This is a genomic window from Ensifer sp. GW821-FHT05G01 (assembly GCF_059419585.1).
The window spans coordinates 178,803-204,723 of the sequence record NZ_JBWKSC010000004.1 but is presented as its reverse complement, the minus strand read 5'-3'; the positions used below and the strand labels follow the sequence as shown (position 1 = coordinate 204,723).

20 protein-coding genes are annotated in these 25,921 nt (G+C 62.5%); 13 read left to right on the top strand and 7 right to left on the bottom strand.

Going from position 1 to position 25,921, the window contains the following annotated elements:
* Positions 1–125 precede the first annotated feature (125 nt).
* Positions 126–1,565: a DegQ family serine endoprotease gene (locus AC07UR_RS12225; protein WP_209790884.1), complete on the top strand. Its 1,440-nt coding sequence runs from the start codon at positions 126–128 to the stop codon at positions 1,563–1,565.
* Between the two features lie 620 nt (positions 1,566–2,185).
* Positions 2,186–3,088 carry a LysR substrate-binding domain-containing protein gene (locus AC07UR_RS12220; RefSeq protein WP_209790744.1) on the top strand — a complete coding sequence of 301 codons (903 nt, stop codon included), beginning with the start codon at positions 2,186–2,188 and terminating at the stop codon, positions 3,086–3,088.
* A gap of 312 nt (positions 3,089–3,400) precedes the next feature.
* Here the strand turns inward: AC07UR_RS12220 and AC07UR_RS12215 are convergent, their stop codons facing one another.
* Together AC07UR_RS12215 and serB are read right to left on the bottom strand one after the other, a co-directional pair.
* Entirely contained in the window at positions 3,401–3,976 is a 576-nt protein-coding gene (locus AC07UR_RS12215) for a GNAT family N-acetyltransferase (RefSeq protein ID WP_173420554.1), read from the bottom strand.
* Positions 3,973–4,860, bottom strand: coding sequence for a phosphoserine phosphatase SerB (serB, locus tag AC07UR_RS12210; RefSeq protein WP_209790745.1), 888 nt, complete (start codon positions 4,858–4,860; stop codon positions 3,973–3,975). Before serB ends, AC07UR_RS12215 begins: the two co-directional genes overlap by 4 nt.
* Between serB and miaA the strand changes: the two genes are divergently transcribed.
* Positions 4,859–5,770 (top strand): tRNA (adenosine(37)-N6)-dimethylallyltransferase MiaA, encoded by a 912-nt coding sequence (gene miaA, locus AC07UR_RS12205; protein ID WP_209790746.1) that lies wholly within the window; start codon positions 4,859–4,861, stop codon positions 5,768–5,770. The two genes, serB and miaA, sit on opposite strands and share 2 nt — an antisense overlap.
* Positions 5,771–5,951: 181 nt before the next feature.
* On the opposite strand, the gene AC07UR_RS12200 is transcribed toward miaA, so the two are convergent.
* Entirely contained in the window at positions 5,952–7,505 is a 1,554-nt protein-coding gene (locus AC07UR_RS12200) for an arylsulfatase (RefSeq protein WP_234902905.1), read from the bottom strand.
* A 608-nt stretch (positions 7,506–8,113) separates the two neighbouring features.
* On the opposite strand from AC07UR_RS12200, the gene AC07UR_RS12195 reads away from it, so the two are divergent.
* A complete protein-coding gene (locus AC07UR_RS12195; RefSeq protein WP_173420550.1) occupies positions 8,114–8,440 on the top strand; it encodes a potassium channel family protein in 327 nt (108 codons plus the stop codon).
* Between the two features lie 79 nt (positions 8,441–8,519).
* Complete coding sequence (gene cax, locus AC07UR_RS12190; protein WP_209790748.1) at positions 8,520–9,617, top strand: calcium/proton exchanger; 1,098 nt, start codon at positions 8,520–8,522, stop codon at positions 9,615–9,617.
* A 64-nt stretch (positions 9,618–9,681) separates the two neighbouring features.
* Here cax and AC07UR_RS12185 read toward each other — a convergent pair whose 3' ends face one another.
* Both AC07UR_RS12185 and AC07UR_RS12180 read right to left on the bottom strand, forming a co-directional pair.
* Positions 9,682–10,482 carry a transporter gene (locus AC07UR_RS12185; RefSeq protein WP_209790749.1) on the bottom strand — a complete coding sequence of 267 codons (801 nt, stop codon included), beginning with the start codon at positions 10,480–10,482 and terminating at the stop codon, positions 9,682–9,684.
* Positions 10,483–10,780: 298 nt separating this feature from the next.
* Positions 10,781–12,829 (bottom strand): ATP-binding protein, encoded by a 2,049-nt coding sequence (locus tag AC07UR_RS12180; RefSeq protein WP_173420547.1) that lies wholly within the window; start codon positions 12,827–12,829, stop codon positions 10,781–10,783.
* A gap of 170 nt (positions 12,830–12,999) precedes the next feature.
* Between AC07UR_RS12180 and AC07UR_RS12175 the strand changes: the two genes are divergently transcribed.
* From AC07UR_RS12175 to AC07UR_RS12140, 8 genes are all read left to right on the top strand, one after another.
* Positions 13,000–15,423 (top strand): arylsulfatase, encoded by a 2,424-nt coding sequence (locus AC07UR_RS12175; RefSeq protein WP_209790750.1) that lies wholly within the window; start codon positions 13,000–13,002, stop codon positions 15,421–15,423.
* A 76-nt stretch (positions 15,424–15,499) separates the two neighbouring features.
* Complete coding sequence (locus tag AC07UR_RS12170) at positions 15,500–15,847, top strand: hypothetical protein (protein ID WP_173420545.1); 348 nt, start codon at positions 15,500–15,502, stop codon at positions 15,845–15,847.
* A gap of 492 nt (positions 15,848–16,339) precedes the next feature.
* Positions 16,340–16,873 carry an SRPBCC family protein gene (locus AC07UR_RS12165; protein WP_209790885.1) on the top strand — a complete coding sequence of 178 codons (534 nt, stop codon included), beginning with the start codon at positions 16,340–16,342 and terminating at the stop codon, positions 16,871–16,873.
* Between the two features lie 216 nt (positions 16,874–17,089).
* Positions 17,090–18,307, top strand: a complete 1,218-nt coding sequence (locus tag AC07UR_RS12160) for an MFS transporter (RefSeq protein ID WP_209790751.1) — start codon at positions 17,090–17,092, stop codon at positions 18,305–18,307.
* 722 nt (positions 18,308–19,029) lie between these two features.
* A complete protein-coding gene (locus AC07UR_RS12155; RefSeq protein WP_209790752.1) occupies positions 19,030–20,808 on the top strand; it encodes an acetolactate synthase 3 large subunit in 1,779 nt (592 codons plus the stop codon).
* Between the two features lie 22 nt (positions 20,809–20,830).
* Positions 20,831–21,403, top strand: a complete 573-nt coding sequence (ilvN, locus tag AC07UR_RS12150; protein WP_065786853.1) for an acetolactate synthase small subunit — start codon at positions 20,831–20,833, stop codon at positions 21,401–21,403.
* Between the two features lie 415 nt (positions 21,404–21,818).
* Positions 21,819–22,853 carry an NADP-dependent oxidoreductase gene (locus tag AC07UR_RS12145; protein ID WP_234941864.1) on the top strand — a complete coding sequence of 345 codons (1,035 nt, stop codon included), beginning with the start codon at positions 21,819–21,821 and terminating at the stop codon, positions 22,851–22,853.
* Between the two features lie 416 nt (positions 22,854–23,269).
* Positions 23,270–23,764, top strand: coding sequence for a nucleoside deaminase (locus AC07UR_RS12140; RefSeq protein WP_173420542.1), 495 nt, complete (start codon positions 23,270–23,272; stop codon positions 23,762–23,764).
* A gap of 156 nt (positions 23,765–23,920) precedes the next feature.
* Here AC07UR_RS12140 and AC07UR_RS12135 read toward each other — a convergent pair whose 3' ends face one another.
* Both AC07UR_RS12135 and AC07UR_RS12130 read right to left on the bottom strand, forming a co-directional pair.
* Positions 23,921–24,766 carry an aldo/keto reductase gene (locus AC07UR_RS12135; RefSeq protein WP_209790753.1) on the bottom strand — a complete coding sequence of 282 codons (846 nt, stop codon included), beginning with the start codon at positions 24,764–24,766 and terminating at the stop codon, positions 23,921–23,923.
* 126 nt (positions 24,767–24,892) lie between these two features.
* Complete coding sequence (locus AC07UR_RS12130) at positions 24,893–25,801, bottom strand: LysR family transcriptional regulator (RefSeq protein WP_209790754.1); 909 nt, start codon at positions 25,799–25,801, stop codon at positions 24,893–24,895.
* Positions 25,802–25,921 lie beyond the last annotated feature (120 nt).

Sequence of the window (25,921 nt, the reverse complement as noted above, 5' to 3'; positions counted from 1 at the left end):
GACGCGCTATCCTTTGAGGTATCGCACCGCCGAGACAATGTGAGGAGCTCCGCGAATTGTCCACTCGATCGAAATCCCTCGGCGCCCTGGCGCTGGCCGCCTCGCTGCTTCTGTCCAATGTCGCGATGGCGCAGACGGCCGCCGTTCGCCCGCCGAGCAATGGCCCCGCATCCGTCGCCGACCTTGCCGCCGGCCTGCTTGATGCGGTCGTGAACATTTCGACGTCCCAGCGCGTCAAGAACGACGACGATGCGCCGACGCCGCAGGTGCCCGAGGGCTCGCCCTACCAGGACTTCTTCGACGAATTCTTCAAGGGGCAGGCAGACAAGGGCGGCAACCGCCAGCGCACCGTCAATTCGCTAGGCTCCGGCTTCGTCATCGATCCCGCCGGCGTCATCGTCACCAACAATCACGTGATCGAAGGTGCCGACGATATCGAGGTGATCTTTGCCAACGGCAGCAAGCTGAAGGCCAAGCTCGTCGGCAAGGATACCAAGACCGATCTCGCGGTGCTGAAGGTCGAGCCGAAAGCGCCCCTGAAGGCGGTACCTTTCGGCGATTCCCGCAAGATGCGCATCGGCGACTGGGTCATGGCGATCGGCAACCCGTTCGGCTTCGGCGGCTCGGTGTCCGTCGGCATCATCTCGGCGCGCGGTCGCAACATCAATGCTGGCCCCTACGACAATTTCATCCAGACGGACGCCGCCATCAACCGCGGCAATTCCGGTGGCCCGCTGTTCAACATGCAGGGCGAGGTGATCGGCATCAACACCGCGATCATTTCGCCTTCAGGCGGCTCGATCGGCATCGGTTTCTCCGTTCCGACCGAGCTTGCCGCCAATGTGGTTCTGCAGCTCAAGGACTTCGGTGAGACACGGCGCGGCTGGCTCGGGGTGCGCATCCAGCCGGTGACGGACGATATCGCCGAAAGCCTGAAGCTGGCCTCGCCGCGCGGTGCGCTGGTCTCGGGTATCATCGAGGGCGGGCCGATCACCAAGGGTGAGATCAAGGCTGGAGACGTCATCATCAAGTTCGACGGCAAGGATGTCTCGGAGATGCGCGACCTGCAGCGGGCAGTCGCCGAGAGCGGCGTCGGCAAGGCCGTGGACGTCGCGATTATCCGCGACGGCAAGGAGCAGACCGTCAAGGTCACGCTCGGCCGGCTGGAGGATGGCGAAGACGTCGCCAATGCCTCGGCAACCACAAGCGACGAGGGCAGTGACGACAAGAAAACCGACCAGCCACCAGCCGCCGAGATGCCGGCCTCCGACACGGTGCTTGGCATGAAGCTGACCACGCTCAATGCCGAAAGCCGCAAGAAGTTCGGCATTGCCGACGATGTCGACGGCGTCGTGATCGCCGAGGTGCAGGCAGGCTCGGCCGCAGCCGAGCGTCGGGTCGAGCCGGGTGACGTCATCGTCGAGGTGGGGCAGGAGGCGATGGATACGCCTGACGACGTCTCCGAGCGTGTCGAGGAGCTGAAGTCCGACGGTCGGCGCAATGCGCTGCTGATGCTTTCCAACAAGACGGGCGAGCTGCGCTTCGTCACCGTTCGCATGGAATAGCGCGGCACGGCGCGATGGCATTTTCCTGAATCCTTTCAGGTTCATCGCGCCGCTTTTTCCAAGGCTGATTCCGGCTCTTCAGATTCCGATTCAGGATCACTTCTTCTGCCGAGCGCCGTCGGCTGGATCGATGAAGCCGCGAGCATTGTCGTGGGGTGCCGTTGCAGTGCCGCCCTCTCTGGTCCGTCCGTCGTTTCAACCAGACGCACTTGACGGCAGATCATGCCACCTGTCCATCCGGGCGCGCGTCGGTCGCGGTGGCGATCGCGTCGCTGCATGATGTTGCCCTCGGATCGGTGCGGACCTGAGGCTTCATGCATGAGCGGTGCTTTCTAATTGATCGTAGCAGCTGCGAATTGAAGTCGGCATGGATCAGCGGGCGTCGTGCTCCGGAGTGATCAGTCGCTGCTGCAGCCTCGGCATGCGCCCGATGCCGCGTGTGAACCGCTGCCGTGTTTCTGGCGCCCTGGCGGTTGAAAAGTCATCAGGCGAAGGGCGTCGATCAGGGTCTCGAGGATGGCGTACATGGCCGGATCCTCCTTTCTGTCCGTCATTTCAACGCACTTGCCGCCAGCGCTCAAACGAGTTTACAGTCTGCTTCGGATGACTTGAGGTTATGCATGAAGCGCGGCCGCCTACCCCTGACAGCGTTGCGGAGTTTCGAGGCGGCGGGCCGGCTCGAAAGCTTCACGCTGGCTGCCGGCGAGCTTTTCGTCTCGCAGGCGGCCATCAGCCGGCAGATCCGTGAGCTGGAGGACCTCGTCGGTCGGCCGCTGTTCGAGCGTCGGCATCGCAGCGTCAGCCTGACGGCGGAGGGGCGGTCGCTGCTGTCGGTGCTGACTTCGGCCTTCGACATGGTCGGAGACAGCCTGGAGGCGCTCTCAGGCCGCAAGGCAAGCCAGATATTGAAGGTCAGCGCCGAGCCATCCTTTGCCGGCTGCTGGCTGCTGCCGCATCTGGCTGAGTTCCAGGGCGAGCATCCCGAGATCGACCTGGTGATCGACGCCGATCCCCGGCTGGTGGGGTTTCGCAGCGGTGACGCCGATATCGCCATCCGCCACAGCTTGAACCTCTCGTCCTGGCCGCGCGTCGAGGCGCGGAGACTTGCTCAGGTGGAAATGATCCCGGTGATCGCGCCGGAGCTTTCGCGGTCCGGCCGGCCGTTGTCGCTGCCTGCCGATCTCCTGCAGCATGCTATCCTGCACGAAGACAACCGCGAAGCATGGCAGCAATGGTTCGCCGCTGCCGGGGCAGGGCCGGTTCGCATCGAGCGGGGCGCGATCTTTGCCGATGGCGCCATGGTGCTGCAGGCGGCGCTACGCGGCAACGGCGTCGGGCTGATCGACCGCGACCATGTGCGCGACGAGCTCAAGACTGGACGCCTGCTGCAACCGTTCGACATCTCGGTGCCCTACGGTGCCTTCTTTCTGGTGGCGCGGCGGTTTGATGCGCTGTCGCAGGCAGCGCAGTCGTTCGCTGCTTGGGTCGAGAAGAATTATCCGGGGGCAGGGCGCGAGCGCTGATGCCTCAGCGAGGGTGGTGGGTGAGGCTGCCCCTCATCCGCCTGCCGGCACCTTCTCCCCGCGCGCGGGGAGAAGGGCGATCGTCGTGACCGTCTCGCAGGCGCTATGGACTGGCTATTGTTCACGTCGAGTGGGTGGCAGTTGGAACTCTCCGCCGCCACACACAGTGGCGCACGGTGGTGGCAAGTGGCGCCTCCCCGCTTGCGGGGAGAGATGTCCGGCAGGACAGTGAGGGGCAAGCCCCAAGCGATGAGTGCAGGGCGGCATGCGGATGGAGCGTGTGCGAGAAACCTTACCGACGTTGTAACGCGATCACGTCCCGGCTTTTGCCGGCTGCGCCTGCCAGTCCGCCCGTGTCATCGCATAAAGAACGTGGCGAACGAGCTCAGGTTTGTCTGCGGGGATGCGTGGGTGGTTGAAGTCGCGGGTGGGGTCGCGGTGCATGCCGAGGCGGACCATCACCGCCGTCGAGCGGTTGTTCTCGGGAATGGCGAACGAGACGATCTCACGCAGGCCCTTTTCCTCGAAGCCGAAGCGCAGAAGGTCGAACGCCGCCTCGGTGATATAGCCCTTGCCCCAGAAGGGGACGGCAAGCCGCCAACCGATCTCCACCGTGCCTTTCGGCAGGAAAGGGTCGAGGTCAGTGTAAGCGAGGCCGCAGAAACCGATCGGCCGATCGTCCGCCTTGAGGGCAACTGCGAAGAAGCCGAGGCCGGTCTCGGTGATGCCACGGCCGACGCGGTCGAACAGTGCATCGGATTCCTCGCGGCTGCGGCGATGGGGGAAGAATTCCATCACCCTGGGATCGTTGTTGATCTCGAAGAAGAGATCGCGGTCGGTCTCCCTCCAGGCACGGATGCGCAGCCGCTCGGTTTCCGAGACGATCATCGGACGAAATCGGTCTTGCGATAGCCCTGCAGATAGAGGAGGGCCGTGAGGTCGCCATGGTCGATGCGCGCCTTCGCCTGTTCGGCAACCACGGGCTTGGCGTGCAGGGCAACGCCGGTGCCGGCCAGCTGCAGCATGCCGAGGTCGTTGGCGCCGTCGCCGACGGCAAGCGCCTCGTCGGTGGAGATGCCGAGGCGGCCTGCGATGTCGATGAGCGCGTCGACCTTGGCCTGCTTGCCGAGGATCGGCTCGGCGACTTCGCCGGTCAAGGTGCCGTCCTTCTCGATCAGCGTGTTGGCGCGGTTTTCCTGGAAGCCGAGCATATCGGCGACGGGGCCGGTAAAGACGGTGAAGCCGCCGGAGACGAGCGCGGTGTAGTAGCCCTTCGCCTTCATGGTGGCGATCAGCTCGGGGCCTCCCGGCGTCAGCGTGATGCGCCGGGCGATGACATCGCCGACGACGCTCGAGGGCAGGCCCTTCAGAAGCGCGACGCGCTCGATCAGTGCCGGCTCGAAGGCGATCTCGCCGTTCATGGCGCGGGCGGTGATGGCGGCGACCTTGTCCTTGAGGCCCACTTCGGCGGCAAGCTCGTCGATGCATTCCTGGCCGATCATGGTCGAATCCATGTCGGCGATCAGAAGCTTCTTGCGTCTGGTGTCGGCGTCCTGGACGGCGACGTCGACGGCCACGCCGTTGAGTGCGCCGCGTAGCGCCGCCTCGGCGGCGAAGGGGTCTGTGCCGTCCCTGAGCGCGAGGTCGCAGGCGATGCCGTCGGCGAGCCAATAGAGGCCGGATGCCTTGACGGCGTCAGCGGCGGCTTCTGCGAGCGCTGGCGTCAGAACAGGATTTGACGGATTGGCGATAAGCGTGGCAACGAGAGCCATGGACAACAACCTTGAAACCGATACGGACGCGATCCTGATAACCGGGCCGACCGCCAGCGGCAAGTCCGCGCTTGCGGTCGAATTGGCGCGCCGGCATGGTGGTGTGGTCATCAACGCAGACAGCATGCAGGTCTATGATACCTTGCGGGTGCTGACCGCCCGCCCTGACGAGGCCGACATGGGTGGTGTCGAGCACTGTCTTTACGGCCATGTGCCGGCGGGGAAGCCCTATTCGACCGGGGCCTGGCTGCGCGAGGCCGAAGCGCTGGTAGGCCAACTGCGCAAGGCCGGCCGGCTGCCCGTCTTCGTCGGCGGCACCGGGCTCTATTTCAAGGCGCTGACCGGCGGGCTTGCCGACATGCCGCAAATTCCACCAGCCATCCGCGAGCGGCTGCGGGAGCAGCTGAGGCTGGAGGGGCCGGAAGGGCTGCATGCCGAGCTTGCCGCGCGCGATCCTCAAACGGCAGAGGCGCTGAAGCCCGGCGACGGCCAGCGCATCGTGCGCGCGCTCGAAGTGATGGAGGCGACCGGCCAGTCGATCCGTGTCTACCAGCAGAGAAGCGGCCCTGAGATCATCGATCCAAAGCGCGCGCGAAAGCTGGTGGTTCTGCCGGATCGCCAGGTGCTGCACGAGCGCATCAACCGCCGCTTCGGCTTGATGCTGTCAGGTGGGGCTATCGACGAGGTGCGTGCGCTCATGGCGTTGAACCTCGGTCCGGATATGCCTGTCATGAAGGCGATCGGTGTCAGCCAGATTGCAGCTCTCTTGCGCGGCGAGATGGATGAGGCCGAGGTGATCGAGACCGGCTCTGCCGCGACCCGGCAATATGCGAAGCGCCAGATGACCTGGTTTCGCAACCAGCTCGACGACAGCTGGCAGCGCATCGCGAATGCTGCCGAGTTAATTTGAACTCGGGGCGGGCGATCGCGCCGTCAGATGACGATAAGCGTTTGAATTTGTTGGGAGGAGGTTCAGATTTGCAGCGTAAAGCCGCCGGTCTCGGCGGCTTTGTCGTTCTGTGCGGGGGACGTTTAGTCGTCAGCACAACGCCCCGTTCTCGCTCTTCCTCAGACCTCACCGGGAGGTGCGTTTAGTTGCCTGTCGGCATTGATAAGGTGAACCCTTCTTTAGACAACTGATCGCGCATCCACTGGAATTGCTCATATTTCGAGATTTCGATCGGACCGGCGTAGCTCTGGCTCTGCAGCTTGCGCGGCGGATACTTCACATAGGTTTGCATCAGCTGTTTGATCGCGTCGCTGATGGTTACCATCGTCCAGGTCCGCTCCGTATAATTGTTCATGAAGATATCGTAGCGCTCCTGCGGATCCTGCCAGAGATCGAAAACCTGCGGGACCGTTGCGACATATTTGGATGGACCTTTCCAGCCAAGGTTCGAATCGACCGCCAGTCCCCCTGTCGACTGACCGTCGTCGCCGCGCAGGTTGAAAACGGCCTTGTAGTTGCCGACACGGGCAGCGCCGGGCGAAAGTTCGTTCTCGGTGAAGTAGAACCAGGATGTGCGTTCCGACTTGCCCGTACCGAGCAGGATCGGTGACATGTCATAGCTATCGAAGATGGTCGGCTGACCCTCGCGGTCCTTGTCCGGCAGGGCGACGCCGGCGACGGAGGCGAATGTTGCCATCAGATCAAGGCCGCCGACGATATCGTGGTTCTTGCTGTTGGGCTTGACCTTGCCCGGCCAGACAGCGATGGCGGGAACACGATTGCCGCCTTCACGGACGGTACCCTTGGTGCCACGGAATGGCGTGTAACCGGCGTCAGGGTACACATCCTGCCAGGCGCCGTTATCGGTGGTGTAGAACACGAGGGTATTTCTGTCCAAGCCGGTCTCATGGAGCTTATCCATGATGCGGCCGATACGGGTGTCCAGTTCGACGATGCTGTCGGCATACTTCGATTTCGACATCGACTTATGCTCGAACTCGGGTGCAGGCATGTTCGGCTGATGCACCTTCATGAAGTTGACGCTGATGAAGAACGGCTTGTCGGATTTGGATGCGTCGTCAAGGAAGCCGACTGCGGCCTTCTCGACATAGCTATCGAAGAACGGGATGCCGACAACGCCCGGTGCACCGTTGATTGTCGGCGTATCGACGTACTGGCCGTTGATCTTGAACTCTTCCACGGCCTTTTCACCGGTTCTGCCCGACAATGCACCTTTGGTCACGCGCTGGAACATCGCTCGCAGCTTCGGATCCATGTCGGGGAACCAGGTTGGATCGGCGTAGGTATAGGCGTTCAGGTGATAGAGCCCGCAATACTTCATCACGTCGAAGCCCTGGGCGTTCGGTAGCGCGTAGTCGGCCTCCCCAAGGTGCCACTTGCCGGTGAAGTAGGTATCGTAACCGCCAAGTTTGAGAACGGACGCAAGTGTCCATTCGGCGGCAGGCAGGCCACCGCCTTCGCCTTGAAACGCGACCGTTGTCATGCCGCTGCGATTGGGAATTCGCCCCGTAATCATCGCTGCACGGCCGGGCGTGCAGCTCGGCTGGGCGTAGAAGTCAAAGAACGTCATTCCACTGGCCGCCATCTTGTCGATATTGGGTGTCGGCATGCCGCGCCCTTCTCCGCCGCCATAGGGTCCAAGGTCGCCGAACCCGGTGTCATCGGAGACAATCATGAGAATGTTCGGCTTGGCCGATGGCGCAGTCTGGGCTGTCGCCGATCCACAAGGGACGGCGAACGTCAGCACTGCAGCGGCTGTCGCGAGGAGGGCCCTTCGCGTTCCGGCGCCCAGTTCGAACCTTGGAAATGAGTGTGGTCTATCAGCGTGGTCTATCATGATCTGTGTCCTCATCTGTTGCATGGATGTGACCGTGAATTAGATAGGCGGGAATACGCGCAGCCCGGCTGGATGAGCCAGGCGGCGGGAAGCCCGATTGCTGTTCTGGCATTGTGCGCACCGTTGGTACGCGGCGCACCATCTCCTTTTTTAGAGTTTGCGCAAGTACGTTACGGTAACGAAGAAGATCACTCGTTGGTTAGCCCTCCGATGTGTCCCGTGTGCGGTAGCGCGAGAGCTTCCATGCCGACAACGTGCACCACAAAATCCGGCCGATGACCGATCCTGTCGTAACCGTTACAGAGTTGACATCTCGCCACATTAGATCACCCTGAATTGCAAGGGGACCGGGGCAGCGACGTTGTCGTCGGCATCAGCATCAGTGGAAATGTCTTTCAGGCGATCGTCGCAGGGATAACCGGCGTTCGTTTCTCGGGCGAGGTCCGATGAAGTCCAGACAAACGAGACTCTTCTTCTTCAAAGAGTTCTATCGCCAGCTTGGCGTTGTCTGGCCGATCTTGTCCGGTATTCTTTGTGTGATGGTCGGCTGCGGCGTGGTGATCGGGCGAATAGAAGACTGGCGGATAACCGACGCCCTGTATTTCACCTTCGTTACCGGTCTCACCATCGGATACGGAGATCTGGCACCGAGCCACACGTCTTCGCGCGCTTTGGCTCTCGTGATTGGCCTTGCAGGGATTGTTCTGACGGGTCTCGTTGCCGCCGTCAGCGTCCAGGCGCTGAGGGCCACAGCCGATAAAAACAACGAATGAGGGCCGTTACAACAGAGCCCTGTTTTCTTCATCTGTCTGCAGTCCGGTCGAGACGCCTCGGTGCTTTTTGGGGGGTATCATGAGCCAGCTTTGGCATGAAATTCGGCACACTCCGCTCCTTTGGCTGCTGGTTCTGGCGCCGCTGGTGCTGGTGGCCCATAGCGCAGCGCCCGAGGCGCACACGCTGCTGTTCCTGTTGTCGGTGTTGGCGATCATTCCATTGGCAACCTTGCTCAGCCACGCCACCGAAGCCGTTGCCGCGAGAACGGGCGACACGGTCGGCAGCCTTCTCAACGCGACGCTCGGCAATCTGACCGAACTCATCATCGCGCTCGCCGCATTGCGACTTGGTCAATACACGCTTGTAAAAGCTTCGCTGGCCGGCGCGATCGTCTGCAACACGCTCTTCATGCTGGGGGCGTCATTCCTGCTCGGCGGCCTGAAATACCATGTTCAGGACTACAACCGCGTCAGCGCTCGCCTGCAGACGAGCCTGCTTTTCCTGGCAACGATCGCGCTGATCGTACCCTCGGCAATGGCCGAAGCCGATAGTCTCGCGGCGGCGCCGGACTTCATGCAGGATCTGAGCTTCGGTCTGGCGATCCTGCTGATCATCACCTACGTGTTGGGGCTGTACTTCTCCCTGAAGAGCCATCGCGAATTGTTCGGCAGTGCGGAGCACGCTACCTCGGATGAGCCTCCCTGGCCGTTGAGTGTTGCGCTCGCTACGCTTGCCGTCGTGACGGTCACGGTCGCCCTGGTCAGCGAAGTGTTCGTGGAATCGGTGCAGCATGCGGCAGAGACGTTCGGAATGACGCCCGCATTCGTGGGCTTTATCGTCGTTGCGCTCGTCGGGGCAGCCGCAGAAATGACCTCGGCGTTTTCCGGCGCGCGCAAGAACCGGCTGGACCTGAGCGTCGGCATTGCGCTCGGCAGTGCGGCCCAGATCGCCCTCTTCGTTGCTCCTGTTCTCGTGCTTTTGAGTTACGTCATCGGCCCGGCGCCGATGGACCTGCAGTTCTGGCCGGGTGCAGTAATCATGGTGCTGGTGGCCGCAATGACGGCCATCATCGTCACGAACAGCGGTCGTGCCGCTTGGTTTGTGGGCGTGCTGATGCTGATGGTCTATCTGATCTTCGCCATGACGCTGTATCTGCTGCCGCCCAAACTGCTGTGAGTTCACGCGCAGGCACGCAACCCCGACGACGGCCGCGGCATTGCGGTACGCCCGATCTCGGGCATTACTTCGGAAACAGGAATGTCATCGTCAGGCGGACGCCGAGGCCCTCCGGGCCATTGTCAGGCGCTGCCGCCCAATAGCGCACGCCGGCGCCGAGGCTGATCGGCTGCTTGTCGATGGTGATCAGCTTGGAGATGTTGAAGTTGATCGGGACGCTCCATTCGTCCGCCTTCCAGTCGTAGGTGGATTCGGTGTTGAGCGTGAAAGTCCAGGCGTCCGGCGTGGTGTAGGACAGGAACGGCTGCAGGAAGGTGGAGCTGATGTCGTTGCGCTCGTCGCTGCCGGCAAACGACCAGATATGGTTGGCGAGCGCGCCGTAGGTCCATTCGCCCTCCTGCTTGAGGATAACAACGGTCGGGCCGATGCCCCATTTTTCGCCGCCGAGCAGGTCGTCGGTCGCCGTCGGGATCAGGAAAGCCGGGCCCACGCCCCAGATGATACCGCTTTCGGTGGGCTTGGCGGGCGAAAAAAACAAGCTCTGCAGGGTATCGCCAAGGCCGAACTGCGAGCCGCTCGGGCCGGCGATGTCGTTCTGAGACGTCACCGGCAGAATGGTTCGCGAAATGACGTTCCAGTCCGCGTTCAGCGAAAAGGGGATGACCGGCTGGATGTTGACGGTCGTCTTGTTGCCGTCATCAGGGCCGTAGCCGTGGTCGTAATTGAACTGGAAGGGAACGCTGATCAGCGAGGCAATCGGGTTTGAAAGCTTCTTGGCGAGATCCGCATTCGAATCCTGCGCCTGCGCCGTCGTCGCGAATATGGCGAACAAGGCTGTGGCGTACTTCAACCTGGCATATCGCATGATCGACCCCCTCAATCGACCGACATGCATCGATTCTTGTGCACCCCGGCCATGATTCTCAGATGCGTCCAGTGTGGCTGCGTCATCGTATTTTAGCAACGGCAAGAAAACGCGAGGCAGATCTTAGGTTGCATGACGGTGCCGCGCGCCCGTTTGGCCAGGCGGGATTGGTCCGCTGGCGATGTCAATACGCCCTTGGTCGCGGTGCCATGTCCCAGCCGCCGACGATCCGGCGGACAAGCCCGGAACCACCTTCAGGGCGACACCGGGACGAGGACCTGCCAAGGCACGCTCGGCCTCAGGGTTTGCGGATGATGCTGCCGAGCGGGCGCTTGAGAAGGCTGTCGCGCAGCGAGCCTTCGCGCCGCGGCTCCGCTGCGGGGCGGGCGGCATTGGGATCGGCGGGTGACAGCGGGCGATAACCGGTCGTCGGCTCGGGGGGCTCCGTCAGAAGCTGCTGGCGGATCTGATTGAAGCGTTCAAGCTGCGGATTGCCGGGCTCCGGTGCGCGGGGCAGCATATCGGGGCGGTAGGGCTCGATTTCGTCAGGGCTCTCTGCGAAGTCGGTCTCTGCCGGCTCGTCGCGGGCCTCCGGTCCCAGTTCCGTGGCCCAGAGCCGCTCTTCCTGTTCACCGGGGTCGGTGGCCGCCAGATAGCTTTGCTGGAAACTGGAGATGTTCGGGCCGGTGATCGCCCGCATGCGGTTGACGATCGAGCGAATGTCGACGGTGGGTGGCGCGTCCTCATCCACGCGGTCGGTGATCCCGTGGGCGCGCGGCAGCCGTTCTTCCTTGACGCGGTCGAAGCGCATGCGCATGGGCACCGCCACCGCCTCGCCGAATGCGATGGCTTCGCCGTTGCCGATCGACGAGATGAAGCTGGTGGTCGAGATCGACGAGTTGGGAATGGCCGAGCGGATGATGTCCTGGTCGCGGTCGTTGGCAAGCCGCATGGCAAAGACCGTCGAGCACTGCGACAGGATCGTCGGGTCGAGTTCGCCCGGGCGCTGGGTGATGATGCCGAGCGAGACGCCGTATTTACGGCCTTCCTTGGCGATGCGGGCGATCGCCTGGCGCGTCGGCAGGAAGCCAAGCGAGGGATCGGCGGGCACGTAGCGGTGGGCCTCTTCGCACACGACCAGCATGTGGATGCCGCCATTGCTCCAAAGGCCGATTTCGAACGCCATGCGGCAGAGGACCGAGGCGACGGAGTTGACGACTTCGGAAGGAATGCCGGCAAGCTGGAAGGTGGAGATCGGCCGGCCTTCGCCGGGAATGCGGAAAACCTTGGCGATCGTATCCTGGATCGTGTCGGAGATCGTGTTCGACGAGAACATGAAATGGTAGCGCGGGTCGTTGATCGCCGAGATAATCCGGACTTTGAGCGAGCGCAGATGCGGCTTGTCGTTTCGCCCTTCGAGCCGTCCGATGCGCTCCTCGATCAGCGCCAGCAGATCGGCGATGCGATAGGGCACTGGCGTGTCGGCGGTCACCGAGCTTTTTTCCGACTGGCGCCGCATCAGGCCGGATTCGGCGCTGCCCTTGAAGGCCTTCTTCGCGTCCGGGATGACGTCGCGCAGGATGTCGAGCTCTTCGGGAACGGCCGGTCGGCCACGGAAAATGACTTCGGCGAATTCTTCCAGCCGGAAGAACCAGAAGGGCAGGTCGAGCGTTTCGGGGTCGATGACGACCGAAAGCTCGGGGAAGGCGGCGGCGAACTCGTTGTGCGGATCGAGGATCAGCACGCGCAGCTTCGGATCGGCGGCAATCGCCTTGTTGAGCAGCAGCGTCACGGCGGTCGACTTGCCGACGCCCGTGGTGCCGACGATGGCGAAATGCTTGGCGAGCATCGACGGCACATGGATCGTCGCATCGAGGCTTTCGTCCTGTGTCAGCTTGCCGATGATGCAGCAATCGTCCTGGCCGGAATCGTAGATGCGGGCGAGATCTGCGGCGCGGATGCGGTGGGCAACCGCACCGAGATAGGGGTAAACGCTGATGCCGGCGGAAAACTCCTCGCGGCCGCTTGGGCCCGGATGGACTTCGCCCATCAACTCGACTTCGATGCGGAACGTGTTGTTGGTGTCTTCGCCCCATTCGGAGCCGACAGTCTGCATGGAATAGACGAGCGCGACGACGCGGTTCCTGCCCACGGTGATCGAAATCAGCCGGCCCACCGACCAGAGTTCGGTCAGCGACGTTTCGCCCTGTTCGGCGACGGCGGCGATGGTTGCGCGCGAACCGCTGCACGCAACGACGCGGCCGAGGAAGCGATTGCCGGGCTTCAAGCCGTCGCGGCGATCCTGCTCTCCGGCACGTATCGAGGAATGAAGATCATTGTTCAGCAACGCAAAACCCCGCACAACGGTCCTTCATGTTAGCGCTGGGGATTTAACAACTCGTTTCGACACAGGCTGCGAGCGACGCGGGCCTGATCTGGTGCATTGTTCGGATCGTTGTATGCGAGTAATCTAATGTAGCGAATTCAAAAATCTGCCTGCCACGGGAGATTTACATCATGAAAATTCGTGACAGCGTGCTTTGGGGCGCAGGTTTTCTCGCCATCAGTTGCATCTCGGGATTGGCGCAGGAAGTCAAAGGCGTCCCGGGCTCTCCGCAAGCCACAATCACGATTGACGGCAAACAGCTTCCCCAACCTGATCCAAGCTTCGGCGGCGTGATCAATCAAAAGGCCACGGAATCGCAGCCCTGGTGGGCCCCGCGCATCGTCCCGCCGCAGGGTGCTCCCAACGTGCTGCTCATCATGACCGATGATGTGGGATTTGGTGCGCCCGGCACCTTTGGTGGCGTCGTCCCGACGCCTGCTCTTGATCGCATCGCCCAAGAAGGCCTGCGTTTCACGAACTTTCACTCCACGTCGCTGTGCTCACCGTCACGCGCGGCGCTGATTACCGGCCGCAACCATCACGTCGCCGGCTTTGGTGTAGTTGGCGAGATGGCGACAGGATACCCAGGCTATGACTCGATCATCCGCAAGGAGAACGGCACCATAGGCACCATTCTCAGGGACCATGGCTATGCCACCTCGTGGTTCGGCAAGAACCACAACACGCCCTTCTATCAGTCAAGCCAGGCGGGCCCGTTCGACCAATGGCCAAGCGGGATGGGTTTCGATTATTTCTACGGCTTCGTCGGCGGCGACGCGAGCCAGTGGCAACCGAACCTGTTCCGCAACACCACGGCCATCTACCCGTTTGAAGGCAAGCCCGATTGGAACCTGACCACGGCAATGGCCGACGATGCCATACAATACATGAAGCAGCTGAAGGAGATTGCGCCAGACAAGCCATTCTTCGTCTACTACGTGCCCGGCGGCACCCACGCGCCGCACCATCCCACGCCGGAATGGATCAAGAAGATCGGCGATATGCATCTCTTCGACGAGGGGTGGAACAAGCTTCGCGAGACCATCTTTGCCAACCAGAAGCGGCTGGGCATCATGCCCGAGAATGCCAAACTGACACCTTGGCCAAAGCAACTGCCGGAATGGGATACCCTCAGTCTCGAGCAGAAGAAGCTCTTCATCAAGCAAGCGGACGTTTATGGAGCGTACCTCGCCTATACCGACAACGAGATCGGCAGGGTTATCCAGGCTGTCGAGGATCTGGGCGAACGCGATGACACGCTGATCATCTACATCAGCGGCGACAATGGCGCGAGTGCCGAAGGCACGCTCAACGGCACGCCGAACGAGTTCACCACATTCAACGGCGTTCCGGTGCCGGTGAAGGATCAGTATCTCTGGTACGAATTCTGGGGCTCGGACCGCACATTCCCGCATTTTTCCGCTGGTTGGGCGTGGGCGATGGGCACGCCGTTCAAGTGGGTGAAGCAGGTCCCGTCGCACTTCGGCGGGACGGCTCAAGGCATGGCGATGTCGTGGCCGGGCCACATTGCCGACGCCGGGGGCATCCGCCGGCAGTTCCACCATTTCATCGACATCGTCCCGACGATCCTTCAGGCGACCGGTATCCAGGCGCCGGACACGATCAACGGTGTCCTGCAACGCCCCTTCGATGGCGTGAGCATGACGTACACATGGGACAAGGCCAATGCCGAGGCGCCATCCGCACGCACGACCCAGTATTTCGAGATGCTCGGCAATCGCGCCATTTATCACGATGGCTGGGTGGCGGCGACGACGCCAGCGACCTTGCCGTGGGAGCTGAGCTCCAAGACGCCTCCTGATGTGATCTCAGGATACAAATGGGAGCTCTACAACGTCGAGGACGACCCCACCCAGTTCGACGATCTTTCTGCCAAGATGCCGGACAAGCTCAAGGAAATGCAGGCGCTGTTCTATTCGGAGGCAGCAAAGCATGATGTGCTGCCGCTGGATAACTCCACGCTCGCCCGCTGGAACGCGCCTCGTCCGAGCCTGACGGCGGGACGAGCGGAATTCACCTATTCGGGCGAACTCAGCGGCGTGCCACCCAGTGCCGCTCCGAGAATACTGGACAAGTCCTACACGATCACGGCCGAAGTCGAGATACCAGAAGGCGGGGCGGAAGGCATGATCGTTACCGAGGGTGGGCGGTTCGGCGGTTACGGGCTGTTCCTCAGCAAGGGAGAACTGGGGTTCGGCAGCGGAAAGGTCGTCTTCCTCTACAACCTTCTCGATCTCAAGCGGACCACATGGGAAGGGCCGGCACTGGGTGTCGGCAAGCACACCATCGTCTTCGACTTCAAGGCGGACGGGCCGGCATTGGGACAGGGTGGCACGGGTATCTTGACGGTGGATGGCAAGGAAGTGGCCAGGAATTCGATGGACCACACCACGCCAATTACGTTTCCTGAGGACGAATCGTTCGACGTCGGCCTGGATACGCGCTCCGGCGTCGCCCTGATCGAGTATCGCTACGATCCACCTTTCAGGTTCACTGGCAAGATCGACAGGCTGACGTTCAGATTGAACGAATGACCGACGATGAAGCCTTGGGTCTTCGTGCCGCTCCAACGCCCATGATCGCAATGAAAGGCAGATGCCGGAGAGCGCGATGAAATCGGTTCTGATGTTTTCGGCCGTCGGTGAGGCGGCCACGGGGATTGCGCTGCTCATTGTTCCGTCTGTTGTGGCGGAGCTATTGTTCGGTGAGCCCGTCGTCGGCGCAGGGGCGGCGGCGGCTCGCGTCGCCGGGATCGCCCTGATCGCATTGGGGCTCGCCTGCTGGCAGCGTTCGCCTCTGGTCGGCATGCTCGCCTACAATGTGGCCGTGACGCTGTATCTTGCTTATCTCGCTGTCGCCGGTGGGCTGACCGGTGTCCTCCTGTGGCCGGCCGTCGCGCTGCATGCCATCTTTTCCATCCTCCTGTTGCGCGCCTGGCTCGCTGCTCCGGAGCGTTGAACGCAGATCCTGGTTGATGACGCGGGATCTCGAGGCAACAGCCTAATTGATGACATCGGTGGCTAACCTGTTGTCAGTGCTAAGAAAACGGCAGCTGAAGAGGCGGTGATCGCCGGCCCGGCAGCTAAGCCGTTCGAGAACCATGCGCGCAGTTGCCAATGTAATTCAACCAATTGGTTGACTATTTGTTGGAGTGGGCGTACGTTCAACCAAATGGTTGAATTAAAGGTGCCCGAGATGCTGTTCGTCTTTCACCCCGACCACGAGCCGAATGCCCAGGAACGCTTCTGGATCGCCCGTCTCGACAGGCTCGAGACGGTGCTGCGCCAGCGCGTGCCTGCATCCGCAGAAGGCGATGGCCTTACCGGCCTTGGACAGGTCAACGCCCGTTCAACCAGACCTCACCCGACTGACGCCGGCCTGATCAATCCAGGCCCGGTGGACCCAAGCCAGAAAAACCGAAGCACGACAAACCCAAGAAGGAGACGGCAGATGAATGATCTTGCGACCCTCGACGCCTATGGCGTGCTGAGCCAACCGGACACTTTGAAGTTGGCGCGGCTTTTGCCGGGTCCGATCGAGCGGGTCTGGGCCTATCTGACCGACAGCGACCTGCGCAGGCAGTGGCTGGCGTCGGGTGAGATGGAGATGAAGGTCGGTGCGCCGGTCGAACTTGTCTGGCGCAACGACGAACTCACAAACCCTCCCGGCGAGCGCCCGGCCGGCTTTCCCGACGAGCACCGGATGGCAAGCCAGATCACCGAACTCGATCCGCCGCGAAAGCTCTCGATAAGCTGGACCGGCAGCGGCGACGTTTCCTTCGAGCTGGAGCCGGTGGGCAACAAGGTGCTCTTGACCGTAACCCATCGCAGCATTGCCGACCGCGCCACCATGCTGATGTTCGGTGCCGGCTGGCATATGCATCTCGACATCCTGGCGGCCCGTGCGACAGGGACCGAGCCGATGCCCTTCTGGGACGGCTGGAGCCGGCTGATGAAGGACTATGATCAGCGCCTCCCGGCCTGACCGGGCGCAGCCGGCCTGTGGCGCTGTGAGGGCGCCGCGTGCCGGCTGTCCTACCGAAATCCCTTCAGACAAAAAAATGTGGCAATGTGTCGGATCTCCGGACCCGGCAACGTCCTTGTGCCGAGGGGTGGCGCGTGTTGCGCGGAGATGCCGCCCGGCGGCGCATGTCGGGCCACTCGAAGCACAGGCGCCAAGGTGAGGTACGAGGAGATGCACATGCGTGAATCCCGATATCGCTGGGTGATCGTCGCTGCGGGCGGCCTTTTGGGCTGTGTCGCCATCGGCGCAATGTTCTCTCTACCCGTGTTTCTTCGGCCGATCTCTCAGGACACCGGCTGGTCGGTCACCGGCGTCTCCAGCGCAATGACGCTTGGATTCGTTTCCATGGCGGTAGCAAGCATCGCCTGGGGCAGCCTGTCGGACCGGCTGGGAGCGCGGTCGATCGTGCTGATCGGATCGGTCATTCTTGCCGGAAGTCTGTTTCTGGCGAGCCGGGCGACATCGCTTATCGAGTTTCAGATCGTCTTCGGCCTCCTCGTCGGCGCGGCGACGGCTGCGATCTTCGCGCCGATGATGGCTTGCGTCACAGGCTGGTTCGATACCCATCGCAGCCTGGCGGTATCCCTGGTTTCTGCCGGGATGGGCATGGCGCCGATGACGATGTCGCCGCTGGCGGCATGGCTCGTCTCCATCTACGACTGGAGAACGGCGCTGCAGATCATAGCCGCCATCGTTGCCGTCGTGATGATACCGACGACGCTGCTGGTGCGCCGCCCGCCGGCTCAGGACGATCAGGACACCGATGCGACAATGGATAGCGGACCGCAATCGGCATTATCGGTCGGTCAGGCGGTGCGGTCTCCGCAGTTCATTGTGCTTCTGTTGACGAACTTCTTTTGCTGCGCCACCCATTCGGGTCCGATCTTCCACACGGTGAGCTATGCAGTCACCTGCGGCATCCCGATGATAGCCGCCGTTTCGATCTACAGCGTAGAAGGGCTCGCGGGCATGGGCGGACGCGTCGTCTTCGGCCTGCTCGGGGATCGGTTCGGAGCCAAGCGCATCCTGGTATCGGGACTGCTGATCCAGGCATTCGGAGCGCTTGCCTATGTCTTTGTCAGCGCGCTGGGAGCGTTCTACGCGGTGGCGGCTCTGTTCGGATTCATCTATGCGGGTATCATGCCGCTTTATGCGGTGCTGGCGCGTGAGAATTTTCCGCAGCGGATGATGGGGACGGTGATTGGCGGTACGGCCATGGCAGGGAGCCTTGGGATGGCGACCGGACCCTTGGCCGGTGGTCTGATCTATGACGCTTTCGCCAGCTACGCCTGGCTCTATATCGGTGCCTGGGGCATCGGCATCGGCGCCTTCATGATCGCCTTGACCTTCAGGCCATTCCCCAAAGCCGTGCTGGTACCTGCGCCGGCGCAGTGACAGTGGCGCGACAGCCGGAGCGAGCGGCAGCGAACCATGGCCGAACGGGGCGAGGGTGCGAACGTCGCCAATCTTGTGCTGCCGCCTTCTCCGACCCGGATGCCGTCAGGCCCGTGGTCAGCGGGCAGCCATCTTGCGGGCTGCGCGGCCGTACCGCCCGCGGGTGACGCGATGGGAGATGGAGGCGACGATCAAGAGAGACGAACGGGTGGGCCGGCCTGGGTACATTCGCCCTATTCGTGCGAGTTCATGTCGAAGACGACCCAGCGGAAGAACAGGTAGATCGCGGCCGCGCTGATGACCAGCGGCGAGAGTACGGAAAGATCAAGCATATCATTGCCTTGTTTTTTAGCGCTGCATCATGCAGCAGGGGCATCTTTCCTCAGGCCCCTTAAATTTAAGTGGAACAATATGGTAAACGGAATTGATTGATGGCGGCGGCGCGCAGCGGCGTCACCAGTGCTGGCCGCGGCAGTGCCGGCCCGCTTCAGGACGATCGGATATCCTCCGGAAAAAGCGTTGACGCTTTAGCGCTTTGTGTTTATCAAATCGTCCCATGATAAATTTTGCGATTATTCTTGTGGTGGGACGGCGCATGGGCAGGATGGTGTAACCATCCGGCGGTAGCCACCCATGCGCTAAACGAGGCTCCTGACGGGGCCTTTTTTTATGCCTTCAAACAAGCTAAGCACCCAACTGGGAAAAGGGACGGAAGCAAGTCAATGAGCGGTACAGAAAACCAGATGACAGGCGCGGAGATCGTTCTCCAGGCACTGAAGGACAATGGCGTCGAGCATATCTTCGGCTATCCCGGTGGCGCCGTGCTTCCGATCTACGACGAAATCCACCAGCAGGAGGATATCCAGCACATCCTCGTTCGCCACGAGCAGGGCGCCGGCCACATGGCCGAAGGCTATGCCCGCTCCACCGGCAAGGTCGGCGTCATGCTGGTCACCTCGGGTCCGGGTGCTACCAATGCGGTCACGCCGCTGCAGGACGCGCTGATGGATTCCATCCCGCTCGTCTGCATCTCCGGCCAGGTTCCGACCTCGCTGATCGGTTCGGACGCCTTCCAGGAATGCGACACGATCGGCATCACCCGTCCGTGCACCAAGCACAACTGGCTGGTTCGTGACGTCAACGATCTCGCCCGTGTCATCCATGAGGCCTTCCGCATCGCGCAGTCCGGCCGTCCGGGTCCTGTCGTCGTCGACATCCCGAAGGACGTGCAGTTTGCGACCGGCACCTACACGCCGCCATCTGCCGTCCCGGCCCAGAAGAGCTATCAGCCGAAGACGCAGGGCGACCTGAAGAAGATCGAGGAAGCCGTCGAACTGATGCGGACGGCCCGCCGTCCGATCATCTATTCCGGCGGTGGCGTCGTCAATTCCGGCCCGCAGGCCTCGACGCTCCTGCGCGAACTGGTCGAGCTGACAAACTTCCCGATCACCTCGACGCTGATGGGCCTCGGCGCCTATCCGGCTTCGGGCAAGAACTGGCTCGGCATGCTGGGCATGCACGGCACCTACGAAGCCAACATGGCGATGCATGACTGCGACGTCATGGTCTGCATCGGCGCGCGCTTCGACGACCGCATCACCGGCCGCCTCAACGCGTTTTCGCCCAACTCCAAGAAGATCCATATCGACATCGACCCGTCGTCGATCAACAAGAACGTGCGCGTCGACGTGCCGATCCTCGGCGATGTCGGCTCGGTTCTGGAAGACATGGTTCGCCTGTGGCGCGCGGCCAAGAAGGCCGACGACAAGACGCGGCTCGCCGACTGGTGGGAAGGCATCGTCAAGTGGCGGGCACGCAACTCGCTGGCCTATGCGGCCAACGACGACGTCATCATGCCGCAATACGCGATCCAGCGCCTCTATGAGCTGAGCAAGGGCCGCGACACCTACATCACCACCGAGGTCGGCCAGCACCAGATGTGGGCCGCCCAGTTCTTCGGCTTCGAACAGCCGAACCGCTGGATGACCTCGGGCGGTCTCGGCACCATGGGCTACGGCTTCCCGGCCGCCATCGGCGTCCAGGTCGCGCATCCGAACAGCCTCGTCATCGATATCGCCGGCGATGCCTCGATCCAGATGTGCATCCAGGAAATGTCCTGCGCCGTCCAGTACGGCCTGCCGGTCAAGATCTTCATCCTCAACAACCAGTACATGGGCATGGTGCGCCAGTGGCAGCAGCTGCTGCACGGCAACCGCCTGTCGCACTCCTACACCGAGGCGATGCCTGATTTCGTCAAGCTGGCGGAAGCCTACGGCGGCGTCGGCATCCGCTGCGACAAGCCGGGCGAGCTCGACGCTGCGATCCGCAAGATGATCGACACGCCGGCACCGGTCATCTTCGATTGCCGCGTCGCCAACCTCGCCAACTGCTTCCCGATGATCCCATCGGGCAAGGCGCACAACGAGATGCTGCTGCCGGATGAGGCCACGGACGAAGCGGTCGCCAACGCGATCGACGCCAAGGGCCGCCAGCTGGTTTGAGATAGGGACAGGAAACAACAAAATGAGCGCACACCTTCAACCGACCGGTTCCGCCTATTTCATCGCCAAGGAAACCGAAGTCGCCGAAACGCACACGCTTTCGGTTCTCGTCGACAACGAGCCGGGCGTTCTCGCCCGGGTCATCGGCCTGTTCTCCGGCCGCGGCTACAACATCGAGAGCCTGACCGTTTCGGAAACGGAACACGAAGCGCATCTTTCGCGCATCACCATCGTCACCCGCGGAACGCCGCATGTGCTCGACCAGATCAAGAACCAGCTCGAGCGGCTGGTTCCGGTCCACCGCGTCGTCGATCTGACGGTGCGCGCCGGCACGCTCGGCCACGACCGCCCGGTCGAGCGCGAACTGGCGCTGGTCAAGGTGCATGGCTCGGGCGACCATCGCGTCGAGGCCCTGCGGCTGGCTGACGCCTTCCGCGCCTCGGTCATCGACGCCAACATCGATCACTTCGTGTTCGAGATCACCGGCAAGCCATCGAAGATCGAACAGTTCATCGCCATCATGAAGCCGCTCGGCCTCATCGAAGTCTGCCGCACCGGCATCGCCGCGATGAACCGCGGCCCGCAGGGCATGTGATTTGCGCGCGGTGAGGGTGGCTAGCCTCGCGCTGCGTGCGCGAGGTGCCGCTAGCGGGATCGTCGGCTTACGCTTTAGCGCCCGAGCTGCCCCTCACCCCAGCCCTCTCCCCGCAGGCGGGGAGAGGGGGCGATGGCTCTGAGCCAGCCTCATCTTCTCCCCTCTCGCGAAAAAATCTTCAAAATCTGTGACGCATGGTGCGTTGCGATCCATCGTCACGGCCCACGCGAACTCAGTCGCAAACGGTGCGTTTGCATCGCGGGCTAGCCACGCGTGTCCTTCTCCCCGCAGGCGGGGAGAAGGTGGCCGGCAGGCCGGATGAGGGGCAGGCGAAGCCCACGCACCGACCCGCTGTTGACTTCGCCGGCATTTCTCGCCGACTAATCGTGGACAGAAACCCCGGAGATATCAGGTGATGAGCTCCACGACGATGCAGGCGTTTGTTCTGACGCGATACGGTGGTCCCGAGGCTGCGCAGTTGCGCGCGGTGCCGCGTCCGCGACCTGCACGAGGCGAAGTGCTCGTCCGTGTGCATGCCGCCGGTCTCAATCCCGTCGACTACAAGACCCGCGAAGGCATGCTCAAGGTCGTCCAGCGCTATCCCTTGCCAACTGTCATGGGCAACGAGATTGCGGGCGTCGTCGAGGAGTTGGGAGACGACGTCACGTCCTTCAAGCCGGGAGACCGCGTTTTTGCGCGCATGCCCAAGGGTGCCATGGGGGGCCTTGCCGAATATGCGGTGGTGCCGGCGCAGTTCCTGGCGAAGATGCCGGCGTCGATCGATTTCACCACGGCGGCCGGTGTGCCGCTCGCCGGCCTCACCGCGTTGCAGGCGCTGCGCGACGAGCTTCATGTGGGCCCGGGCAGCAGGATCCTTATACCCGGCGGCGCCGGGGGCGTCGGTACCTTCGCCATCCAACTGGCGAAATGGCTGGGGGCGGAGGTCACGACCACGGCATCGCCGCGTGGCCGTGCGCTTGTCGAAGGGCTCGGCGCGGACGTGGTGATCGACTATACGACTGAAAGCTTCGAGGAGCAGGTGCGCGGCATGGATGGCGTATTCGATCTGCTTGGCGGCGAAACGCTTCTAAAGTCATTCAGCGTCGTCAAACGCGGTGGAAAAGTCGTCTCAATCGCGGGCATGCCCGAACCGGAAACGGCCCGCAAGGATCTCGGTCGCGGCGTGTTCTTGCGAACGCTCTTCTGGCTTGCGTCCTACCGGATACGCGCAGTCGCGAGGAAATACGGCGTCTCCTACCGTTACCTTTTCATGCATCCTGATGGTGTCGAGCTTGCCGAGCTTGCCGGTCTCATCGAGTCAAAATCGATCACGCCGGTCATCGATCGCGTGTTTCCGCTCAAGGACGTTGCCGAAGCCTTTGCCTACCTGGAATCCGGCCGTGCCAAGGGCAAGGTGGTGGTGGAGATAACAAGCGGCTCGCACTCGTAAACGTCTAGTGTATCGGCACCGTTTCGAGGGCCGCGAGCCGCAGGGCATGTGCTTTTCAGCCAGCGGACAGGGGCGGCCCTTGCCTGGTTGATCGGAGCCAGACAGGCGAGTTTGCCCTCACGCCAGCCCTCTCGTCGCAGGCGGGCTGAGGGGGCAGCCTCGAGTTTGTGCCATTCGGCTGCAACTGGGCCGGTCTCCCGATCCTTGTCCGACAGGCTTGCATCTTCGCTCGGTCTTGCTGCGCACGTCAAAAGGGATCAACATCCGCTTTTGATGCCTGTTCATCGGGGGAAATCGGACAGCCAGCGCCGGGAAGCCGGTAACCTTCCACTTGCCCGAGAACACAAATTGCCCGCTCCGTTGCCGGCAAACATCGATGGTGAATGAACTCTCGACAATTTTCAGGAGCGCACAAAATGCCAAGCACCAAGCGGCCTTACGATGAGTCCCTTTTGCGCAAGGCCTTCGATGTGGCGCGGCGTTCGCGCGAAGGCGGGGATCACCCGTTCGGTTCCATTCTCGCCGACAGTGATGGCAATGTCCTGCTGGAGCAGGGCAATGGCTACACTTCGGAAGGGGGCGACCGTACGGCGCACGCCGAGCGACTTTTAGCCACGCGCGCCGGCAAAGCCTATGATCTGTCGTTTCTTGCCGAATGCACGATGTACACATCCGCCGAGCCATGCGCCATGTGCTCGGGCGCGATCTATTGGGCAGGCATCGGGCGCGTCGTGTTTGGCCAGTCCGAGAAGGAGATGAAGCAACAGATTGGCGAGAGCGAGGAAAATCCGACGCTGGATCTCCCCTGCCACATCGTGTTTGCCGCGGGCCAGCGCCCGACGGAAGTCGTTGGCCCGATGCTTGCGGGCGAGGCGGCGCAACTGCACGAAGAATACTGGTCTGGCCGTTAGAGTTCCGTGCGTTCAGACGATCAAGCTGCCGTCCGACACCAGGCCACGCGCCCGCTTGAGGCGCATCGAGCCGGTCGCGGCGATGTTCCTGCCTGTCGATGGCGAAGGCGGGCGGCTATCGACGGATGCGGCCCGCACAGTGAGACCAAAACGCCGTTAGATCATCTCCAGCGACCTTTTGCGCTTCGGCGGCGGGAAGGCGGCGTCTAGGGCGACGAGGTTTTCGCCCGTCAGGTGAATGTCCATGGCGTCGCGGTTTTCGCCGGCGCGTGCCGGTGAGGCAGTCTTGGGGATAGAGATCACGCCGGGCTGTGTCTTGAGGAAGGCGAGTGCGATCTGTGCTGGCGTTGCCTGATGCGCCTTGGCGATGTGGACGAGATCGGCGTTGCGCAGGAGCCGGCCCTCGTCGAGCGGCGAATAGGCCATGACGGCGACACCGCGGCTCTGGCACCAGGGCAGGAGATCGTATTCAATGCCGCGGCGCGAGAGGTTGTAGAGCACCTGGTTGGCGGCGACGTGTCTGCCATCCGGGACTGCAAGCAACTCCTCCATGTCGTCAACATCGAAATTGGACACACCCCAGGCACCGATCTTGCCGGCCCTCTTCAGGGCTTCGAAGGCGGCAACCGTCTCGGCGAGCGGATAGCCGCCGCGCCAGTGTAGCAAGTAGAGATCGATATGGTCGATGCCGAGATGTCTCAGGCTGCGCTCGCAGGCGGCCTCGGTTCCATCACGGCTGGCGTTCGACGGCAGCACCTTGCTGACGATGAAGGCCTCGTCGCGCCGGCCCTTGACCGCTTGGCCAACGATCGCCTCGGAGGCGCCGTTGCCGTACATTTCGGCTGTGTCGATCAACTTCATGCCGAGGTCGAGGCCGGCCTGCAGGCTTCTCACTTCGTCTGCTGCGCGTGAGCGCTCGTCGCCCATGCGCCAGGTGCCCTGGCCGAGAACCGGGACGCTGCGGCCGTTGATGAGCGTGGTGGTCGGGATCGGATCGTGCATGCGGTTTCCTCTTTGGCGGATGTCGCGTCGGGTCTGGCTGCGCGCAGGGACGCGGCGTTTCTCGCGTGGCAATCTAGCGCAATCGGCTGGTCTTTCGAGATGTCATTCGACGGCAGCGGATCGGGCTCACGCAGCCGAGCGGCCGCGCTCCTTTTCCAGCTTCTGTAGGATATCGACAAAGGCGCGCACGCGGGCGGGGCGGTAATGCGACGGCGGGTAGACGACGTGAATGCCGCCTGATGGCAGTGTCCAGTCGGCGAGGATACGGACGAGACGGCCCTCGGCAAGGTCGCTGCGCACCTGATAATCCGGCAGCACGGCAAGGCCGATACCGGCAAGGACGCAGCAATAGGCGGCATCGGTGCTGTCGACGGCAACGACGCCGCTGCCCACGACGGGCGCCTGTTCGCCGCCGACATGGGAGAACGTCCAGTTCAGCGGCGCCTTCAGCGCGCCGTTGGCGATCCAGCTTGCCTGCGACAGCGCCTGCGGGTGCTCGACCGTGCCGAGGCGGGCGGCGTAGGCGGGCGATGCCACCAGATATTGCTCGAAGGTGCCGATGCGCCGCGCCCGTTCGCTGGAATCCACCAGCCAGCCGGCGCGGATGGCGATATCCAGCCGCTTCTCGATCATGTCGAAGACGATGTCGTTGAAGGACAGGTTCACCTGCATGGCCGGGTAACGCCCGACATAGAGGGCGACTGCGTCGACGACGACGCGCATGCCATAGTCGAGCGGTGCGGTCAGCGTCAGCGTGCCGCTTGGAATTTCCGCTTCCTCCGAGACTGCGCCGACCGCCTCATCGGCGTCGCGCAGGATCAGCACGCAGCGCTCGTAAAAACGCAGGCCGCTGTCCGTCGGCCGCAGCCGCCGCGTCGTTCGGATCAGAAGGGTGGTGCCGAGCTCCTTTTCCAGCTGCGCCACCTGATGGCTGACAGCGGCCTTTGCAAGCCCGAGTTTTTCCGCCGCCGCGGTAAACGACCCGGCCTCGACGACAGCAACAAAATGGGAAAGTCGGTTCAGATTGACGGTCATGCGACTTTTCTTGTGATTGTCTGAAATGATCAGACAATCTGTTCAAGCTGCCGGGCTTTTTCAAGAGGGTTTCGCCCGGCATTGTCGCGCCATCGACAATTGGCCTGGTGAAGGAGACCT

Coding starts and splice junctions, on each gene's coding strand:
- AC07UR_RS12225 (WP_209790884.1), top strand. CDS start 126: ATGGCGCAGACGGCCGCCGTTCGCCCGCCGAGCAATGGCCCCGCATCC.
- AC07UR_RS12220 (WP_209790744.1), top strand. CDS start 2,186: ATGAAGCGCGGCCGCCTACCCCTGACAGCGTTGCGGAGTTTCGAGGCG.
- AC07UR_RS12215 (WP_173420554.1), bottom strand. CDS start 3,976: ATGATCGTCTCGGAAACCGAGCGGCTGCGCATCCGTGCCTGGAGGGAG.
- miaA (WP_209790746.1), top strand. CDS start 4,859: ATGGACAACAACCTTGAAACCGATACGGACGCGATCCTGATAACCGGG.
- serB (WP_209790745.1), bottom strand. CDS start 4,860: ATGGCTCTCGTTGCCACGCTTATCGCCAATCCGTCAAATCCTGTTCTG.
- AC07UR_RS12200 (WP_234902905.1), bottom strand. CDS start 7,505: ATGATTGTCTCCGATGACACCGGGTTCGGCGACCTTGGACCCTATGGC.
- AC07UR_RS12195 (WP_173420550.1), top strand. CDS start 8,114: ATGAAGTCCAGACAAACGAGACTCTTCTTCTTCAAAGAGTTCTATCGC.
- cax (WP_209790748.1), top strand. CDS start 8,520: ATGAGCCAGCTTTGGCATGAAATTCGGCACACTCCGCTCCTTTGGCTG.
- AC07UR_RS12185 (WP_209790749.1), bottom strand. CDS start 10,482: ATGCGATATGCCAGGTTGAAGTACGCCACAGCCTTGTTCGCCATATTC.
- AC07UR_RS12175 (WP_209790750.1), top strand. CDS start 13,000: ATGAAAATTCGTGACAGCGTGCTTTGGGGCGCAGGTTTTCTCGCCATC.
- AC07UR_RS12170 (WP_173420545.1), top strand. CDS start 15,500: ATGAAATCGGTTCTGATGTTTTCGGCCGTCGGTGAGGCGGCCACGGGG.
- AC07UR_RS12165 (WP_209790885.1), top strand. CDS start 16,340: ATGAATGATCTTGCGACCCTCGACGCCTATGGCGTGCTGAGCCAACCG.
- AC07UR_RS12160 (WP_209790751.1), top strand. CDS start 17,090: ATGCGTGAATCCCGATATCGCTGGGTGATCGTCGCTGCGGGCGGCCTT.
- AC07UR_RS12155 (WP_209790752.1), top strand. CDS start 19,030: ATGAGCGGTACAGAAAACCAGATGACAGGCGCGGAGATCGTTCTCCAG.
- ilvN (WP_065786853.1), top strand. CDS start 20,831: ATGAGCGCACACCTTCAACCGACCGGTTCCGCCTATTTCATCGCCAAG.
- AC07UR_RS12145 (WP_234941864.1), top strand. CDS start 21,819: ATGAGCTCCACGACGATGCAGGCGTTTGTTCTGACGCGATACGGTGGT.
- AC07UR_RS12140 (WP_173420542.1), top strand. CDS start 23,270: ATGCCAAGCACCAAGCGGCCTTACGATGAGTCCCTTTTGCGCAAGGCC.
- AC07UR_RS12135 (WP_209790753.1), bottom strand. CDS start 24,766: ATGCACGATCCGATCCCGACCACCACGCTCATCAACGGCCGCAGCGTC.
- AC07UR_RS12130 (WP_209790754.1), bottom strand. CDS start 25,801: ATGACCGTCAATCTGAACCGACTTTCCCATTTTGTTGCTGTCGTCGAG.